Source organism: Pseudomonas sp. SK3(2021) (genome assembly GCF_016772375.1).
GTDB classification, from domain to species: domain Bacteria; phylum Pseudomonadota; class Gammaproteobacteria; order Pseudomonadales; family Pseudomonadaceae; genus Aquipseudomonas; species Aquipseudomonas chlororaphis_I.
In genome coordinates this window covers 5,780,142-5,796,622 of the sequence record NZ_CP061943.1, presented here as the reverse complement: position 1 = coordinate 5,796,622, position 16,481 = coordinate 5,780,142, and the positions used below count along the sequence as shown (strand labels likewise).

The window sequence follows — 16,481 nt, the reverse complement described above, 5'->3', positions numbered from 1 at the left end:
TTGGCCGGCTGATATACTCGCCGCCATTTTCAGACCTGTGTGAGATTCAATGGAACGTTTTATCGAGAATGCAATGTACGCCTCGCGCTGGCTGCTGGCGCCGATCTACTTCGGTCTGTCCCTGGGGCTGCTCGCCCTGGCCCTGAAGTTCTTCCAGGAAGTCTTTCACGTTATCCCCAATGTGTTCTCCATGGCCGAGTCGGATCTGATCCTGGTGCTGCTGTCGTTGATCGACATGGCGCTGGTCGGCGGCCTGCTGGTGATGGTGATGATTTCCGGCTACGAGAACTTCGTGTCTCAACTGGACATCGACGAGAACAAGGAAAAGCTCAGCTGGCTGGGCAAGATGGACTCCTCCTCGCTGAAGATGAAGGTGGCCGCGTCCATCGTGGCGATCTCCTCGATCCATCTGCTGCGGGTATTCATGGACGCGAAGAACATCGAGCCGCAGTACCTGATGTGGTACGTGATCATCCACATGACCTTTGTGATTTCGGCTTTTGCCATGGGGTATCTGGACAAGCTGACCAAGCATTGATCGCCTGGTCACCGCTGTAGCCGCGCCGCCCGGCGGTTGTTAAACGGAGGGGCGGCGTCGTGTGTGGCTTGTGCTTTTACCGGCCGAGGCATATCCCTGTAAGGGTCACGGGCTTGAACTGCGCGAGGTGCACCCATGAACCTGCACGAGTTGAATGCTTATGCCGTCGCCGGAAAAATCGACGAGCTGAACCTGATCTCCCTCGAAGGCGGTATCTATCTGCTCGAGGCGCGGATGCATGGGACGGCCTATCCGCTGAGCGACGCCCAGGGTCAGATGTTGCATCTGCGTTCGGTGGAGCATGCCCGGGAAGTGCTGCATGCCTTTCCCAAGCTGCCTTTCAACCTGATCCACGCTTCAGTGCATGACGAGATGTGCGGCCTCTCGGCCAATACCGATGACAGCCTGCGGGTGCCCCTCGCCGTTCGTCCTGCTTGACAAGCGGGACGCGCGTTCATCATCGCCGCGGCATCTGTGCTAGTCTGCTCGCCCTTTTGGTTCCGGGCGTCCCGGGATGCGCTGTGTACGTACGGCGGATTTCCGAGCCGTCCGCACAGCGGAGCAGTGTCATGTCCGAAGTAAATCTGTCCACCGACGAAACCCGCGTCAGCTACGGTATCGGCCGTCAGCTGGGCGACCAGCTGCGTGACAACCCGCCACCAGGCGTGAGCCTGGACGCCATCCTGGCGGGCCTGACCGACGCGTTCGCCGGCAAGCCTAGCCGTGTAGGCCAGGAAGAAATGTCCGCCAGCTTCAAAGTGATCCGCGAAATCATGCAGGCCGAAGCCGCTGCCAAGGCTGAAGCCGCTGCTGGCGCAGGCCTGGCTTTCCTGGCCGAAAACGCCAAGCGCGAAGGTATCACCACTCTGGCCTCCGGCCTGCAGTTCGAAGTGCTGACCCAGGGCGAAGGCGCCAAGCCATCCCGTGAAGACAGCGTGCGCACCCACTACCACGGCACCTTGATCGACGGCACTGTGTTCGACAGCTCCTACGAGCGCGGCCAGCCTGCGGAATTCCCGGTCGGCGGCGTGATCGCTGGCTGGACCGAGGCGCTGCAACTGATGAATGCCGGTAGCAAATGGCGTCTGTACGTGCCGAGCGAGCTGGCTTACGGCGCGCAAGGCGTTGGCAGCATCCCGCCGCACAGCGTTCTGGTGTTTGACGTCGAGCTGCTCGACGTTCTGTAAGCCTCAGCTGCCGGGCTGGGCTTGCTGGCGATCCATACGCCGTGTTTGCGGTGTATGGATCGCCAGCAGGTTCGCCTTGGCAGAGGGTTTAGGTGGGGTCATAGACGTATTTTTGCGCCCAGGCCTTGCCCTTCAGCTGTTCCGACAGGGCGCAAGGCCCGTGCATAGCAGAACAGAAACAGGTTGCGCACCAGCTCCTTGAGCACCACCGGCTCGCTGGAACTCAGGCCATTGAGGTCCAGGTCGCCTTGGTCCTGCAGCTCGTTCAAGGCTTCTTCTTCCAGCACCGCACAGACTTCCCCGGTTTCCCGATGCAGGATTCGCAGGTAAGGGTGTGGGCGGTCCAGCCATGCATCGATCAAATAAGTCATGAGTCTCATCTCCTTGATGGGTTTCAATGAGAATAATTCTTATTCAATGAATAGCAAGTGCCTATTGGCGGTTTCTGCTTTTTTCTGTGTGGAAATTGTTGTGGGTCAAAAGGGCTGGCCTTTTGATATATGGCGGGCGGGGTGGGGAATCGGGCGGGGGCGGGGAGGGCTTCACCCCGTGGCTGGCACGGGGCGACAGCCTGAATATCAGACCTTGCGGACGAACTCGGACTTGAGCTTCATCGGGCCGATACCGTCGATCTTGCAGTCGATGTCGTGGTCGCCATCGCACAGGCGGATGTTCTTGACCTTGGTGCCGACCTTGACCACCAGCGAGGTGCCCTTGACCTTGAGGTCCTTGATCACGGTGATGGTGTCGCCGTCTTGCAGGACGTTGCCGACCGAGTCCTTTTTCACGGTTTCATCGGATGCGACCTCGGCTTCGCCGTTGGCGGACCATTCGTGGGCGCATTCCGGGCAGACCAGTTGGGTGCCGTCTTCATAGGTGTATTCGGAATTGCATTTCGGGCAGGGTGGCAACGTGCTCACTAAGACTCCTCGGATTCAGGAAGGCTAAAAAAGCGCACATTATATAGGGTTTTGCGTGGGGAAGGGGGGATTCGGGGGAGTGGGCGAGAAAGCATCACGAACAAGCCCGCTCCTGCGCAGGGCAGGAGCGGGCTTGCTTGCAATCGACTCTTAGTGCGTGCGGGCTACAGCGAACTCGCTCAGTTCCACCAGCGCGTCGCGGTATTCGCTCGGCGGCAAGGCTTCCAGGCAGGCGATGGCGCGAGCGACATAGTCGCGGGCCAGTTGCGCGGTGTAGTCCAGGGAACCGGAGGCTTCCACGGCGGCGCGGATGCTTTCCAGGTCTTCGATACCGCCTTTCTGGATCGCCTGGCGCACCAGGGCCGCCTGTTCCGGCGTGCCTTCGCGCATGGTGTAGATCAGCGGCAGGGTCGGTTTGCCTTCGGCCAGGTCGTCGCCGACGTTCTTGCCCAGGGTTTCCGCGTCGCCACGGTAGTCGAGCAGGTCGTCCACCAGTTGGAAGGCCACGCCCAGGTGATCGCCGAAGGTGCGCAGGGCTTCGCTCTGCTCTTCGGTGGCGCCGGCCAGGGCGGCGGCGCTGTGGGTCGAGGCCTCGAAGAGCATCGCGGTCTTGCCGCGGATGACTTCCATGTAGGTTTCTTCGGTGGTGCTGGCGTCCCGGACTTTCGACAGCTGCAGCACTTCGCCTTCGGCAATGATGCGGGTGGCCTGCGAAAGGATCTTCATCACCGGCATCGAGCCCAGCTCGACCATCATCTCGAAGGAACGCGAGTACAGGAAGTCGCCCACCAGCACGCTCGGGGCATTGCCCCACATGGCGTTGGCGGTCGAGCGGCCACGGCGCATGCCGGACATGTCGACCACGTCGTCATGCAGCAGGGTGGCGGTATGCAGGAATTCGATGGTAGCGGCCAGCAGGCGCAGGTCGTCGCCTTCGCGACCCAGGGCCTTGCCACACAGCAGCACCAATAAAGGACGCAGGCGTTTACCCCCGGCCGAGGTAATGTAGTCGCCGATTTTCGATACCAGCGGCACTCGGGAGGTCAGCTGCTTCTTGATGATGCCGTCGACGGCGCTAAAATCGTCCGCCACCGCGCGGTAGAAAGCTTGGGGTTGCATCAGCGACAGGTGCTCCAGAAGGGTTGCGCGGCATGCTAGGACCCACGTCCGGGGCTGTCAAGGCGCGATGGACGGCCCCTTGCATCGCCAAGACAGCTTGCGTACAATCGCGCACCCTGAACTTCCTGGGCAGCACCTGCCTTACGCAATTGCACTTGGGCCGTTCCAGCCCCATGCAGCCATGCCAGCCAATACCTCTTCTTATAAAGAGCTGGGTGAGCAGGATTATCGGAGAAATACCATGTACGCAGTAATCGTTACCGGCGGTAAGCAATACAAGGTCGCTGAAGGTGAATACCTGAAGATCGAAAAACTGGAAATCGCCACTGGCGAATCCGTGACTTTTGACCGCGTTCTGTTGGTTGCCAATGGCGACGACGTGAACATCGGCGCACCTGTTGTTGCTGGCGCAACCGTCAAGGCTGAAGTGATCTCCCAAGGTCGTCACGATAAAGTCCGCATCATCAAGTTCCGTCGCCGTAAGCACCACATGAAGCGTATGGGCCACCGCCAGTGGTTCACCGAGATCAAAATCACCGGTATTCAGGCTTAATTTCAGCCTAATTCCTCACTAGGAGAATTGAACTCATGGCACACAAAAAAGCTGGTGGTAGTACCCGTAACGGTCGCGACTCAGAAGCCAAACGCCTTGGCGTGAAGATGTATGGCGGCCAGGTCATCAAGGCCGGCAACATCATCGTGCGTCAGCGCGGCACCCAATTCCACGCTGGCTACGGCGTTGGCATGGGTAAGGATCACACTCTCTTCGCGAAAATCGAAGGCGTGATCAAGTTTGAAGTAAAAGGCGCCTTCGGTCGTCGTTACGTGAGCGTCGTCGCAGCTTAATTGCGCGATCGCTGGAAAAGCCCTGTCTTGCGACGGGGCTTTTTCGTTTGTGGGGTGAGTCTCTTGCAAAACTGTTTGTATGGGCTGCCAGCGCTGGATGTTACGGCCGTTGATCGGGGTCGCTGCGCTCATTTTTGCAAGAGTCTTATATCTTAGTGTTTTTCGGCTCGCCCATGCGGCGAGAGGCGTTTTGTTATGAAGTTCGTTGATGAAGTTTCGATCCGAGTAAAAGCTGGCGACGGCGGTAATGGCTGCATGAGTTTCCGTCGGGAAAAGTTCATCGAAAACGGTGGTCCGAACGGTGGCGATGGTGGTGACGGTGGCTCGATCTACATGATCGCCGACGAAAACCTCAACACCCTGGTGGACTACCGCTACACTCGCCATTTCGACGCCGAGCGCGGCTCCAATGGCGGTAGTACCGATTGCACCGGCAAGAAAGGTGAGGATCTCGAGCTGCGTGTGCCGGTCGGCACCACGGTGATCGACGCCGGTACCCAGGAAGTGATCGGTGACCTGACCAAGGCTGGCCAGCGTTTGCTGGTAGTGCAGGGTGGCTGGCACGGTCTGGGTAACACCCGTTTCAAATCCAGCACCAATCGCGCGCCGCGCCAGACCACTCCGGGCAAGCCGGGTGAGCAGCGTGACCTCAAGCTGGAGCTGAAAGTGCTGGCGGACGTCGGTCTGCTGGGTTTGCCGAATGCTGGTAAGAGCACCTTCATTCGCTCGGTTTCCGCGGCCAAGCCGAAAGTGGCCGACTATCCGTTCACGACCCTGGTGCCGAACCTGGGCGTGGTCAGTGTCGACCGCTGGAAGAGCTTTGTGATCGCCGATATCCCGGGTCTGATCGAAGGTGCTTCCGATGGTGCGGGCCTGGGGATCCGGTTCCTCAAGCACCTGGCGCGTACCCGTCTGCTGCTGCACCTCGTGGACATGGCGCCGCTGGATGAAAGCAGCCCGGCCGATGCTGCGGAAGTGATCGTCAACGAACTGACCAAGTTCAGCCCGTCCCTGGCTGAGCGTGATCGCTGGCTGGTGCTGAACAAGTGCGACCAGATCCTCGAGGAAGAGCATGAGGCGCGGGTCAAGGAGATCGTCGATCGCCTGGAGTGGACCGGTCCGGTGTACGTGATCTCGGCCATTTCCAAAGACGGTACCGAGCGCCTGAGCCGCGACATCATGCGTTATCTGGAAGATCGCGCCGATCGACTGGCGGCCGACCCGGCTTACGCCGACGAGTTGGCTGAGCTCGATCAGCGCATCGAAGACGAGGCGCGTGCCCAGCTGCAAGCTCTGGACGACCAGCGTGCCCTGCGCCGCAGCGGCGTGAAGAGCGTGCATGACATCGGCGACGATGACTGGGACGAGGAAGATGTGGATGACGAAGATGGTCCGGAAATCATTTACGTCCGCGACTGATTCGTTGCAGTAAACTACAAGCGCCGCTCACTGAGCGGCGTTTTAGTATCCAGGAAACGTAGTATCAAGAAGCTTGGTATCAAGAAACGTAGCCACGAATAACTTATGGGCGCGCTCGGTCGCGTGGCTCTCAAGCTAAGGTTGAAGAAGATGCGGAGTAAGGTGACAGGTGCGCGGCGCTGGGTCGTGAAGATCGGCAGTGCACTGCTGACGGCGGACGGCAAAGGGCTGGATCGCGCGGCAATGAGTGTTTGGGTCGAACAGATGGTGGCCTTGCATGAGGCTGGCGTCGAGCTGGTATTGGTTTCCTCCGGCGCGGTCGCGGCCGGCATGAGTCGCCTGGGCTGGACCGCACGACCGAGTGCGATGCATGAGTTGCAGGCGGCCGCGGCCATTGGCCAGATGGGGTTGGTGCAGGCCTGGGAGTCGAGTTTTGCCGAGCACGGCCTGCACACCGCGCAGATCCTGCTGACCCATGACGACCTGTCCGACCGCAAGCGTTACCTGAACGCCCGCAGCACTTTGCGTGCGCTGGTCGAGCTCAAGGTGATTCCGGTCATCAATGAAAACGACACTGTGGTTACCGATGAGATCCGCTTCGGTGACAACGACACCCTGGCGGCCCTGGTGGCCAACCTGGTCGAGGCCGATCTGCTGGTGATTCTCACCGATCGCGACGGCATGTTCGATGCTGATCCGCGTAACAATCCCGATGCCCAGCTGATTTACGAGGCGCGCGCCGACGATCCGGCGTTGGACGCGGTGGCAGGCGGTACCGGTGGTGCGCTGGGGCGCGGCGGCATGCAGACCAAGCTGCGCGCGGCGCGCCTGGCGGCCCGTTCCGGGGCGCACACCATCATTGTCGGTGGGCGCCTGGAGCGTGTGCTGGATCGCCTCAAGGCGGGCGAGCGCCTGGGCACCTTGCTATCACCCGAGCGCGGCATGCTGGCGGCGCGCAAGCAATGGCTGGCTGGGCACCTGCAAACCCGTGGCACCCTGGTGCTGGATGATGGTGCGGTGTCGGCCTTGTCCCAGGGCAACAAAAGCTTGCTGCCGGTGGGGGTCAAGCTGGTGCAGGGTAGCTTCCGTCGTGGCGAAATGGTGGTGTGCGTGGCGCCGGATGGGCGTGAAATCGCTCGTGGCCTGGCCAACTACAGCGCCCTGGAGGCGCAGAAAATCATCGGTCAGTCCTCTGATGCGATTGTCGGTTTGTTGGGGTACATGGCTGAGCCCGAGCTGGTTCACCGTGACAACCTGATTCTGGTCTAAGGAAAAACCAATGGGTATGGCAAAAGGGTTGTTGGGGTTGCTGTTGTCAATGCCGCTGCTGGCCTCTGCTGAAGAAATCGGCCAGGTGTCGACGGTGTTCAAGTTTGTCGGCCCCAACGACCGCATTGTGGTCGAGGCCTTCGATGATCCGAAGGTGGAGGGTGTGACCTGCTACCTGTCGCGCGCCAAGACCGGTGGCGTGAAGGGTGGGCTGGGTTTGGCGGAGGATCGTGCCGAGGCCTCCATCGCCTGTCGTCAGGTCGGGCCGATCAGCTTCAAGGGCGAGCTCAAGGATGGCGACGAGGTGTTCAAGGAGCGCACTTCGCTGGTGTTCAAGACCATGCAGGTGGTGCGTTTCCTTGACAAGAAGCGCAATACCCTGGTGTACCTGGTCTATAGCGATCGGTTGATCGAGGGCAGTCCGCAGAATGCGGTGACCGCGATTCCGATCCTGCCTTGGGCGCAGAACCCGTAACGGTCTTCAGGGCTTGCTCCTGCAGTGGCTATGCCCTGCCGGGGCTGCCGGTTGATGTTCGATCGCATAACGGTTCGGTGGTCAGGGCGGCAAATCGCAGGCAATAAAAAACCGACCCTGGGGTCGGTTTTTTAACAAGCGTGTCGCTTAGGCTGCAGCAGCGAGCTTCAGAGCCTTGATGTGGCCATTCAGGCGGCCTTTATGGCGAGCAGCTTTGTTCTTGTGGATGATGCCTTTATCGGCCATGCGGTCGATAACTGGCACGGCCAGAACATAAGCAGCTTGCGCTTTTTCAGCGTCTTTTGCGTCGATGGCTTTAACTACATTCTTGATGTAGGTACGAACCATGGAACGCAGGCTGGCGTTGTGGCTGCGACGCTTCTCAGCCTGTTTTGCACGTTTTTTGGCGGAAGGTGAGTTGGCCACCGTCGAGCTCCTCGAAAGACTTTTTGGGAAATAGCAAACAAAATAGGCCGCGAATCATGCCGATGAGTTGAAGGCTTGTCAAGGGCAGCTGATGCGTTCCGCTGAGTGGTTGGATCTGAAGAGGCGGGATATTTATTTCCGGCGCTTGACCTGTAAACTCGCGAGCTTTGGCTCTGTGCTGTTGCGGCGCGGAGTATCGCACAAGTGGGCGCATTGTTCGCCTGCTGTTTATCTACAGGCAAAAAACCTTTCCATGAACCTGCTCAAGTCGTTGGCCGCTGTCAGCTCTATCACCATGCTTTCCCGGGTTCTGGGGTTCGTGCGCGATACCATCATTGCGCGTACGTTCGGCGCCGGCATGGCGACGGACGCTTTCTTCATCGCCTTCAAGCTACCCAACCTGCTGCGTCGCATCTTTGCCGAGGGCGCCTTTTCCCAGGCCTTCGTGCCGATCCTGGCGGAATACAAAAGCCAGCAAGGTGAGGAAGCGACCCGTACCTTTATTGCCTACGTCTCCGGTCTGCTGACGTTGGTACTGGCGCTGGTCACGGCGCTGGGGATCCTTGCCGCGCCCTGGGTGATCTGGGCAACAGCGCCAGGTTTTGTCGACACCCCGGAAAAATTCACGCTGACCACCGATCTGCTGCGCGTGACCTTTCCTTATATATTGCTGATCTCGTTGTCCTCCCTGGCGGGGGCGATCCTCAATACCTGGAACCGCTTCTCGGTCCCGGCGTTCGTGCCGACGTTGCTGAACGTTGCCATGATCGTGTTCTCGGTGTTCCTGACGCCTTATTTCGATCCGCCGGTCATGGCCCTGGGCTGGGCGGTTCTGGCGGGTGGCCTGGCGCAGCTGCTGTATCAACTGCCGCACCTGAAAAAAATCGGCATGCTTGTGCTGCCGCGCCTGAGCCTGCGCGATACCGGGGTCTGGCGGGTGCTGAAGCAGATGCTGCCGGCCATTCTCGGGGTCTCGGTAAGCCAGATTTCGCTGATCATCAACACCATCTTCGCCTCGTTCCTGGTGGCCGGCTCGGTGTCCTGGATGTACTACGCCGATCGCCTGATGGAGCTGCCCTCGGGGGTTCTGGGGGTAGCGCTGGGTACGATCCTGCTGCCGACACTGGCCAAGACTTACGCCAACAAGGACCGGCATGAGTATTCGCGGATTCTCGATTGGGGCCTGCGCCTGTGCTTCATGCTGGTGCTGCCTTGCGCGCTGGCGCTGGGGATTCTGGCCGAGCCGCTGACGGTATCGCTGTTCCAGTACGGCCAGTTCAGCGCCTTCGATGCGTCGATGACCCAGCGTGCGCTGGTCGCGTATTCGGTCGGCTTGCTCGCGATCATTGTGATCAAGGTGCTGGCGCCGGGCTTCTATGCCCAGCAGAACATCCGCACTCCGGTGAAAATCGCGATTTTTACCCTGATCGTCACGCAGTTGCTGAACCTGGCGTTCATCGGTCCGCTGAAACATGCGGGCCTGGCGCTAGCGATCAGCGCCGGGGCCTGTATCAACGCCGGTTTGCTGTTCTATCAACTGCGCAAGCAGCAGATGTTCCTGCCGCAGCCTGGGTGGGGCAAGTTTGCCCTCAAGCTGGTCGTTGCGGTGAGCGTGATGTCGGCGGTGTTGCTGGGGTTGATGCAATTCATGCCGGCCTGGGACCAGGGGCATATGCTTGCGCGTTTCCTGCGTCTGGGCGTGCTGGTGGTGGCGGGCGTAGTGGCCTACTTCGGCATGCTGGCCTTGTTCGGTTTCCGCCTGCGCGACTTCAATCGCAAGGCGTTGCACTGAGGTGCGGGGGCGCTTGAGCGTCAGCGAGGCAGTGGTTTTGTCGGTTCGATCACTTTGGCGCGTGCTGTTGCCTGTCACCGGCCGTCGGGTGTGGTTATAATCGACCACTTTATGAGCAAGAAGCGCGTTATGCAGCTGGTCCGAGGCCTTCACAACCTGCGCCCCCAGCATCGGGGCTGTGTCGCCACTATTGGCAACTTCGACGGTGTTCACCGTGGTCACCAGGCTATCCTGGGCCGGCTGCGTGAGCGTGCGCTTGAGTTGGGCGTGCCCAGCTGCGTGGTGATATTCGAGCCGCAGCCGCGCGAATTCTTCGCTCCGGATACCGCTCCGGCCCGTCTGGCACGCTTGCGCGACAAGCTGCAACTGCTGGCCGAGGCGGGCGTGGACCGGGTCTTGTGCCTGGCGTTCAACCAGCGCTTGAGCAAGCTCAGCGCCAGTGAGTTCGTCGAGACCATCCTGGTCGATGGCCTGGGTGTGCAGCACCTGGAAGTCGGCGACGATTTTCGCTTCGGTTGCGACCGGGTCGGTGATTTCGACTTCCTGCAAAAAGCCGGAATCACCCACGGTTTTACCGTAGAGGCCGCGCAGACTGTCGAGCTGGATGGCCTGCGTGTCAGCAGCACCCAGGTCCGCAATGCCCTGGCGGCTGCCGATTTCGTATTGGCCGAGCGTCTGCTCGGTCGCCCGTTCCGCATTGCCGGGCGGGTCCTGCACGGGCAGAAGCTGGCGCGCCAGTTGGGCACGCCAACCGTCAATGTGCAGCTCAAGCGCCGTCGTGTACCGCTGTCCGGGGTGTACCTGGTCAATGTCGACATCGACGGCAAGACCTGGCCGGGCGTCGCCAATATTGGCGTGCGGCCGACGGTAGCAGGTGATGGCAAGGCCCACCTGGAAGTCCATCTTTTAGATTTTGCCGGCGATCTGTATGACCGGCGTTTGACGGTGGTTTTCCACCACAAGCTGCGTGAAGAGCAGCGTTTCGCCTCTCTGGAGGCGCTGAAGACGGCGATCAACGCGGATGTCGCCGCCGCCCGTGCCGAAGTTGCACGTATCCATAGCGCCAATCGCTAATGAAGAGCCTTAAATGACCGACTATAAAGCCACGCTAAACCTTCCGGACACCGCCTTCCCAATGAAGGCCGGCCTGCCTCAGCGCGAACCGCAGATTCTGCAGCGCTGGGACAGCATTGGCCTGTACGGTAAGTTGCGCGAAATTGGCAAGGATCGTCCGAAGTTCGTTCTTCACGACGGTCCGCCCTACGCCAACGGCTCGATTCACATCGGTCATGCGGTCAACAAGATTCTCAAGGACATGATCATCCGCTCGAAGACCCTGGCGGGCTTCGACGCGCCTTATGTTCCGGGCTGGGACTGCCACGGCCTGCCGATCGAGCACAAGGTCGAGGTCACCCACGGCAAGAACCTGTCCTCGGACAAGACCCGTGAGCTGTGCCGCGCCTACGCCACCGAGCAGATCGAGGGCCAGAAGGCCGAGTTCATCCGCCTGGGTGTGCTGGGCGACTGGGCCAACCCGTACAAGACCATGGATTTTGCCAACGAAGCCGGGGAAATCCGTGCCCTGGCGGAAATGGTCAAGGGCGGTTTCGTGTTCAAGGGCCTCAAGCCGGTGAACTGGTGTTTCGACTGTGGTTCGGCCCTGGCTGAAGCGGAAGTCGAGTACCAGGACAAGAAGTCCTCGACCATCGACGTGGCCTTCCCGATCGCCGACGAAGACAAGCTGGCCGCCGCCTTTGGCCTGGCCAAGCTGAGCAAGCCGGCTTCGATCGTGATCTGGACCACCACCCCGTGGACCATCCCGGCCAACCAGGCGCTGAACGTTCACCCTGAGTTCAACTACGCCCTGGTCGATGCTGGCGACAAGCTGCTGGTCCTGGCCGAAGAACTGGTGGAGTCCTGCCTGGCCCGCTACAACCTGGAAGGCTCGGTGATCGCCACTGCCGCGGGTTCGGCGCTGGAGCTGATCAACTTCCGTCACCCGTTCTACGATCGCCTGTCGCCGGTCTACCTGGCTGACTACGTCGAGTTGGGCGCCGGTACCGGCGTGGTTCACTCGTCGCCAGCCTACGGCGAAGACGACTTCGTGACCTGCAAGCGTTACGGCATGGTCAACGACGACATCCTCAACCCCGTGCAGAGCAACGGCGTGTACGCCAGCTCGCTGGAGTTCTTCGGCGGCCAGTTCATCTGGAAGGCCAACCCGGCCATCGTCGACAAGCTGACTGAAGTCGGTGCGCTGCTGCACACCGAAACCATCAGCCACAGCTACATGCACTGCTGGCGCCACAAGACCCCGCTGATCTACCGCGCCACCGCGCAGTGGTTCGTCGGCATGGACAAGCAGCCAACCAGCGGCAACACCCTGCGCCAGCGCGCGTTGCAGGCCATCGAGGAGACTCAGTTCGTTCCAGCCTGGGGCCAGGCGCGCCTGCATTCGATGATCGCCAACCGCCCGGACTGGTGCATCTCCCGTCAACGCAACTGGGGCGTGCCGATCCCGTTCTTCCTGCACAAGGAAAGCGGCGACCTGCACCCACGCACCGTCGAGCTGATGGAGATCGTTGCCAAGCGCGTCGAACTGGAGGGCATCGAGGCCTGGTTCAAGATGGACGCGGCCGAGTTGCTGGGCGATGAAGCCGCGCAATACGACAAGATCAGCGACACCCTGGACGTTTGGTTCGACTCCGGTACCACGCATTGGCACGTACTGCGTGGCTCGCACCCGATGGGCCACACCAGCGGTCCGCGTGCCGACCTGTACCTGGAGGGTTCCGACCAGCACCGCGGCTGGTTCCACTCGTCCCTGCTGACCGGCTGCGCGATCGATGGCAATGCGCCGTATCGCGAGTTGCTGACCCATGGTTTCACCGTCGACGAGAACGGTCGCAAGATGTCCAAGTCCCTGGGCAACGTGATCGCGCCGCAGAAAGTCAACGACACCCTGGGTGCCGACATCATGCGCCTGTGGGTCTCGGCCACCGACTACTCCGGTGAAATGGCGGTTTCCGACCAGATCCTGCAGCGCAGCGCCGACGCCTACCGGCGTATCCGCAACACCGCGCGCTTCCTGCTTTCCAACCTGAGCGGCTTCAACCCGGCCACCGATATCCTGCCGGCCGAAGAAATGCTCGCCCTGGACCGTTGGGCCGTGGACCGTACCCTGCTGCTGCAGCGCGAGCTGGAACTGCACTACGGCGAATACCGCTTCTGGAACGTCTACTCCAAGGTGCACAACTTCTGCGTGCAGGAGCTGGGCGGTTTCTACCTGGACATCATCAAGGACCGCCAATACACCACTGGCGTCAACAGCAAGGCCCGTCGTTCGTGCCAGACCGCGCTGTTCCACATCTCCGAAGCGCTGGTGCGCTGGATCGCGCCGATCCTCGCCTTCACCGCCGACGAACTGTGGCAGTACCTGCCGGGCGAGCGCAACGAATCGGTCATGCTCAACACCTGGTACCAGGGCCTCAGCGAGCTGCCGGAAGGCTTCGAGCTGGACCGTGCCTACTGGGAGCGGATCATGGCGGTCAAGGTCGCGGTCAACAAGGAAATGGAAATCCAGCGCGCGGCCAAGGCCGTCGGTGGCAACCTGCAAGCCGAAGTGACCCTGTATGCCGAAGAAGCGCTGAGCGCCGACCTGGCCAAGCTGAGCAACGAGCTGCGTTTCGTGCTGATCACCTCCACCGCCAGCGTCGCGCCTTTCGCGCAGGCACCGGCGGATGCGGTGGAAACCGAAGTCGCCGGCCTCAAGCTGAAAGTGGTCAAGTCGAGCTTCGCCAAGTGCGCCCGTTGCTGGCACTGCCGTGAGGATGTCGGCGTGCACCCTGAGCACCCGGAAATCTGCGGTCGTTGCGTCGACAACATCAGCGGCGAAGGCGAGGTTCGTCACTATGCCTAATGCCGCGGGCCGTTTCGGCCGTCTGGGCTGGCTGTGGTTGAGCGTGCTGGTCCTGGTCATCGACCAGGCCAGCAAGCTGCACTTCGAAAGCTCGCTGTCGATGTACCAGCAGATCGTGGTGATCCCGGATTACTTCAGCTGGACCCTGGCCTACAACACTGGTGCGGCATTCAGCTTCCTGGCGGACAGCTCGGGCTGGCAACGCTGGTTGTTCGCCCTGATCGCGGTGGTGGTCAGCGCGGTGCTGGTGGTCTGGCTCAAGCGCCTGGGGCGCAACGAAACCTGGTTGGCGGTCGCCCTGGCACTGGTGCTGGGTGGCGCGCTGGGCAACCTGTACGACCGCATTGCCCTGGGCCATGTGATCGATTTCATCCTGGTGCATTGGCAGAACCGCTGGTATTTCCCGGCGTTCAACTTCGCCGACAGCGCCATCAGCGTGGGTGCGGTGATGCTTGCGCTGGATATGTTCAAAAGCAAGAAAACCGGAGAAGCCGTTCATGACTGAACAGGTATTGGCTGGGCAACGCATCGGCCAGAACACGGAAGTCACTTTGCATTTCGCATTGCGCCTGGAGAACGGCGACACGGTGGACAGCACCTTCGACAAGGCCCCGGCGACCTTCAAGGTCGGTGACGGCAACCTGTTGCCAGGTTTTGAAGCCGCCCTGTTCGGTTTCAAGGCGGGCGACAAGCGCAGCCTGACCATCGAGCCGGAAAACGCCTTTGGCCAGCCGAACCCGCAAAACGTGCAGATCATCCCGCGCTCGCAGTTCCAGGATATGGAGCTGTCCGAAGGCCTGCTGGTGATCTTCAACGATGCGGCGAATACTGAGCTGCCAGGCGTGGTCAAAGCCTTTGATGACACCCAGGTGACGGTTGACTTCAACCATCCGTTGGCCGGTAAAACCTTGACCTTTGATGTCGAGATCATCGACGTTAAAGCGCTTTAAAGGCATCGCGAGCAAGCTCGCTCCTACAAGGATCGTGGTTTTCTGTAGGAGCGAGCCTGCTCGCGATCAACCGCGAAGCGGTTGCCATGATTATTCCTTGCCCGCAAGACACGAGGCACAGCATGCAAATCAAACTCGCCAACCCCCGTGGCTTCTGCGCTGGCGTGGACCGCGCGATCGAAATCGTCAATCGCGCCCTGGAGGTCTTCGGGCCGCCGATCTACGTGCGTCATGAAGTGGTGCACAACAAATTTGTTGTCGAAGACCTGCGCGCTCGCGGAGCGATCTTTGTCGAGGAGCTGGACCAGGTGCCGGATGACGTCATCGTGATCTTCAGCGCCCACGGCGTTTCCCAGGCCGTGCGCAGCGAAGCGGCGGGCCGTGGCTTGAAAGTCTTCGATGCGACCTGCCCGCTGGTGACCAAGGTGCATATCGAAGTGGCGCGCTACAGTCGCGACGGTCGCGAATGCATCCTGATCGGCCATGCCGGCCACCCGGAAGTCGAAGGCACCATGGGGCAGTACGACGCCAGCAACGGTGGCGCGATCTACCTGGTGGAAGACGAGAAAGACGTCGCCGAATTGCAGGTGCGCAATCCTGAAAAGCTGGCGTTCGTCACCCAGACCACCTTGTCGATGGACGACACCAGCCGGGTCATCGATGCCCTGCGCCAGCGTTTTCCGGCCATCGGCGGGCCACGCAAGGACGATATCTGCTACGCCACGCAGAACCGTCAGGACGCGGTCAAGCAACTGGCCGACGAGTGCGATGTGGTGCTGGTGGTGGGCAGCCCGAACAGCTCCAACTCCAACCGCCTGCGTGAGCTGGCCGAACGCATGGCCACACCGGCATACCTGATCGACGGTGCCGAGGATATGCAGCGCAGCTGGTTCGACGGCGTCGAGCGCATCGGCATCACCGCCGGGGCTTCGGCTCCCGAGGTGCTGGTACGGGGCGTGATCGAGCAACTGCACGCCTGGGGTGCCACCGGCGCCGACGAACTGGCCGGTCGCGAAGAAAACATCACCTTCTCCATGCCCAAAGAGCTGCGCGTTCGTTCGCTGCTCTGATCAGCCCTGCCTGTCGCATAACGCCTGCGCGGCCTTGTCGTTGCGCAGGCTGACCCGCCCGCTGCGGGAAAGCACCACCTGGTGCTGGCTCGTTCCCGGGACGGCCCCGCAGATGTGTAGCGTCCCGGCCTGAAAGGCCCCGCTGGGCAGCAGCGGATCGCCCAGGCCACTGAAACGCACGAAATGCTGCACCGGGCGATTGCCGACAACCGCCACCCGGGCGTCTGCCCGGCGTTCAAGCAGCACCGGGTTATCGCTGTCCTGCGAGCCCTCGCCACTGATATCCAGAATGATCCGCCAACCCTGGCTCCAGTCATCGTTCAACCCGTGAATGACGATTCGCTGCTGGCGCAGGATGGCTTCGGTGCGCGCATTGCGGAGGCCGCTGGCAAGCATCTGTGCGGCATCCAGCCGGCATGTCGACTGCAACAGCTCCCCGAATGAGGTGGTGGCGAACAGCATCAACAGGCTGGCAAGCGCCAAGCCCACGATTATTTCGATCAGGCCGAAACCCTTCTGCGGCATGGTTCTCCCTCCATGGAGTGCGACAG

The 16,481-nt window shown here is 61.0% G+C and carries 19 protein-coding genes; 14 read left to right on the top strand and 5 right to left on the bottom strand.

Annotation, left to right across the window (positions count from 1 at the left end; translation table 11 throughout):
• Positions 1–49: 49 nt before the first annotated feature.
• The 3 genes from IF690_RS25700 (at position 50) to bamJ (ending at position 1,725) form a co-directional block, all read left to right on the top strand.
• Positions 50–538, top strand: coding sequence for a TIGR00645 family protein (locus IF690_RS25700; protein ID WP_202697961.1), 489 nt, complete (start codon positions 50–52; stop codon positions 536–538).
• Between the two features lie 135 nt (positions 539–673).
• Positions 674–976 carry a DUF6482 family protein gene (locus IF690_RS25695; RefSeq protein ID WP_202697960.1) on the top strand — a complete coding sequence of 101 codons (303 nt, stop codon included), beginning with the start codon at positions 674–676 and terminating at the stop codon, positions 974–976.
• 131 nt (positions 977–1,107) lie between these two features.
• Positions 1,108–1,725, top strand: coding sequence for a BamJ family beta-barrel-assembly machinery protein (gene bamJ / locus IF690_RS25690; RefSeq protein ID WP_007924751.1), 618 nt, complete (start codon positions 1,108–1,110; stop codon positions 1,723–1,725).
• A 98-nt stretch (positions 1,726–1,823) separates the two neighbouring features.
• On the opposite strand, the gene IF690_RS25685 is transcribed toward bamJ, so the two are convergent.
• From IF690_RS25685 to IF690_RS25675, 3 genes are all read right to left on the bottom strand, one after another.
• Entirely contained in the window at positions 1,824–2,096 is a 273-nt protein-coding gene (locus IF690_RS25685; protein ID WP_202697959.1) for a PA4570 family protein, read from the bottom strand.
• A 207-nt stretch (positions 2,097–2,303) separates the two neighbouring features.
• Positions 2,304–2,645: a zinc ribbon domain-containing protein YjdM gene (locus tag IF690_RS25680; RefSeq protein ID WP_202697958.1), complete on the bottom strand. Its 342-nt coding sequence runs from the start codon at positions 2,643–2,645 to the stop codon at positions 2,304–2,306.
• A 150-nt stretch (positions 2,646–2,795) separates the two neighbouring features.
• Positions 2,796–3,764, bottom strand: a complete 969-nt coding sequence (locus tag IF690_RS25675; protein ID WP_009045711.1) for a polyprenyl synthetase family protein — start codon at positions 3,762–3,764, stop codon at positions 2,796–2,798.
• 241 nt (positions 3,765–4,005) lie between these two features.
• Between IF690_RS25675 and rplU the strand changes: the two genes are divergently transcribed.
• From rplU to IF690_RS25650, 5 genes are all read left to right on the top strand, one after another.
• Positions 4,006–4,317, top strand: coding sequence for a 50S ribosomal protein L21 (gene rplU / locus IF690_RS25670; RefSeq protein ID WP_007924746.1), 312 nt, complete (start codon positions 4,006–4,008; stop codon positions 4,315–4,317).
• 35 nt (positions 4,318–4,352) lie between these two features.
• The gene (gene rpmA, locus IF690_RS25665) at positions 4,353–4,610 is read left to right on the top strand and encodes a 50S ribosomal protein L27 (protein WP_003228360.1); all 258 of its coding nucleotides are present in this window, start codon (positions 4,353–4,355) and stop codon (positions 4,608–4,610) included.
• A gap of 195 nt (positions 4,611–4,805) precedes the next feature.
• Positions 4,806–6,029 (top strand): Obg family GTPase CgtA, encoded by a 1,224-nt coding sequence (cgtA, locus tag IF690_RS25660; protein ID WP_007924745.1) that lies wholly within the window; start codon positions 4,806–4,808, stop codon positions 6,027–6,029.
• 150 nt (positions 6,030–6,179) lie between these two features.
• Positions 6,180–7,298 carry a glutamate 5-kinase gene (proB, locus tag IF690_RS25655; protein ID WP_202697957.1) on the top strand — a complete coding sequence of 373 codons (1,119 nt, stop codon included), beginning with the start codon at positions 6,180–6,182 and terminating at the stop codon, positions 7,296–7,298.
• A 10-nt stretch (positions 7,299–7,308) separates the two neighbouring features.
• On the top strand, positions 7,309–7,773 hold the full coding sequence (locus IF690_RS25650) for a CreA family protein (protein ID WP_202697956.1): 465 nt from the start codon (positions 7,309–7,311) through the stop codon (positions 7,771–7,773).
• A gap of 147 nt (positions 7,774–7,920) precedes the next feature.
• On the opposite strand, the gene rpsT is transcribed toward IF690_RS25650, so the two are convergent.
• Positions 7,921–8,199, bottom strand: a complete 279-nt coding sequence (gene rpsT / locus IF690_RS25645) for a 30S ribosomal protein S20 (RefSeq protein ID WP_009050949.1) — start codon at positions 8,197–8,199, stop codon at positions 7,921–7,923.
• A gap of 253 nt (positions 8,200–8,452) precedes the next feature.
• On the opposite strand from rpsT, the gene murJ reads away from it, so the two are divergent.
• From murJ to ispH, 6 genes are all read left to right on the top strand, one after another.
• Positions 8,453–9,991, top strand: coding sequence for a murein biosynthesis integral membrane protein MurJ (gene murJ, locus IF690_RS25640; RefSeq protein WP_202697955.1), 1,539 nt, complete (start codon positions 8,453–8,455; stop codon positions 9,989–9,991).
• 129 nt (positions 9,992–10,120) lie between these two features.
• The gene (ribF, locus tag IF690_RS25635; protein ID WP_202697954.1) at positions 10,121–11,065 is read left to right on the top strand and encodes a bifunctional riboflavin kinase/FAD synthetase; all 945 of its coding nucleotides are present in this window, start codon (positions 10,121–10,123) and stop codon (positions 11,063–11,065) included.
• 13 nt (positions 11,066–11,078) lie between these two features.
• Positions 11,079–13,910: an isoleucine--tRNA ligase gene (gene ileS / locus IF690_RS25630; RefSeq protein ID WP_202697953.1), complete on the top strand. Its 2,832-nt coding sequence runs from the start codon at positions 11,079–11,081 to the stop codon at positions 13,908–13,910.
• The gene (gene lspA, locus IF690_RS25625; protein ID WP_025807545.1) at positions 13,903–14,415 is read left to right on the top strand and encodes a signal peptidase II; all 513 of its coding nucleotides are present in this window, start codon (positions 13,903–13,905) and stop codon (positions 14,413–14,415) included. The genes ileS and lspA overlap by 8 nt, the downstream gene beginning before the upstream one ends.
• Positions 14,408–14,860, top strand: a complete 453-nt coding sequence (gene fkpB, locus IF690_RS25620) for an FKBP-type peptidyl-prolyl cis-trans isomerase (RefSeq protein ID WP_202697952.1) — start codon at positions 14,408–14,410, stop codon at positions 14,858–14,860. The genes lspA and fkpB overlap by 8 nt, the downstream gene beginning before the upstream one ends.
• A 122-nt stretch (positions 14,861–14,982) precedes the next feature.
• Complete coding sequence (gene ispH / locus IF690_RS25615) at positions 14,983–15,930, top strand: 4-hydroxy-3-methylbut-2-enyl diphosphate reductase (protein WP_202697951.1); 948 nt, start codon at positions 14,983–14,985, stop codon at positions 15,928–15,930.
• Here ispH and IF690_RS25610 read toward each other — a convergent pair whose 3' ends face one another.
• Complete coding sequence (locus IF690_RS25610) at positions 15,931–16,455, bottom strand: GspH/FimT family pseudopilin (RefSeq protein ID WP_202697950.1); 525 nt, start codon at positions 16,453–16,455, stop codon at positions 15,931–15,933.
• Positions 16,456–16,481 lie beyond the last annotated feature (26 nt).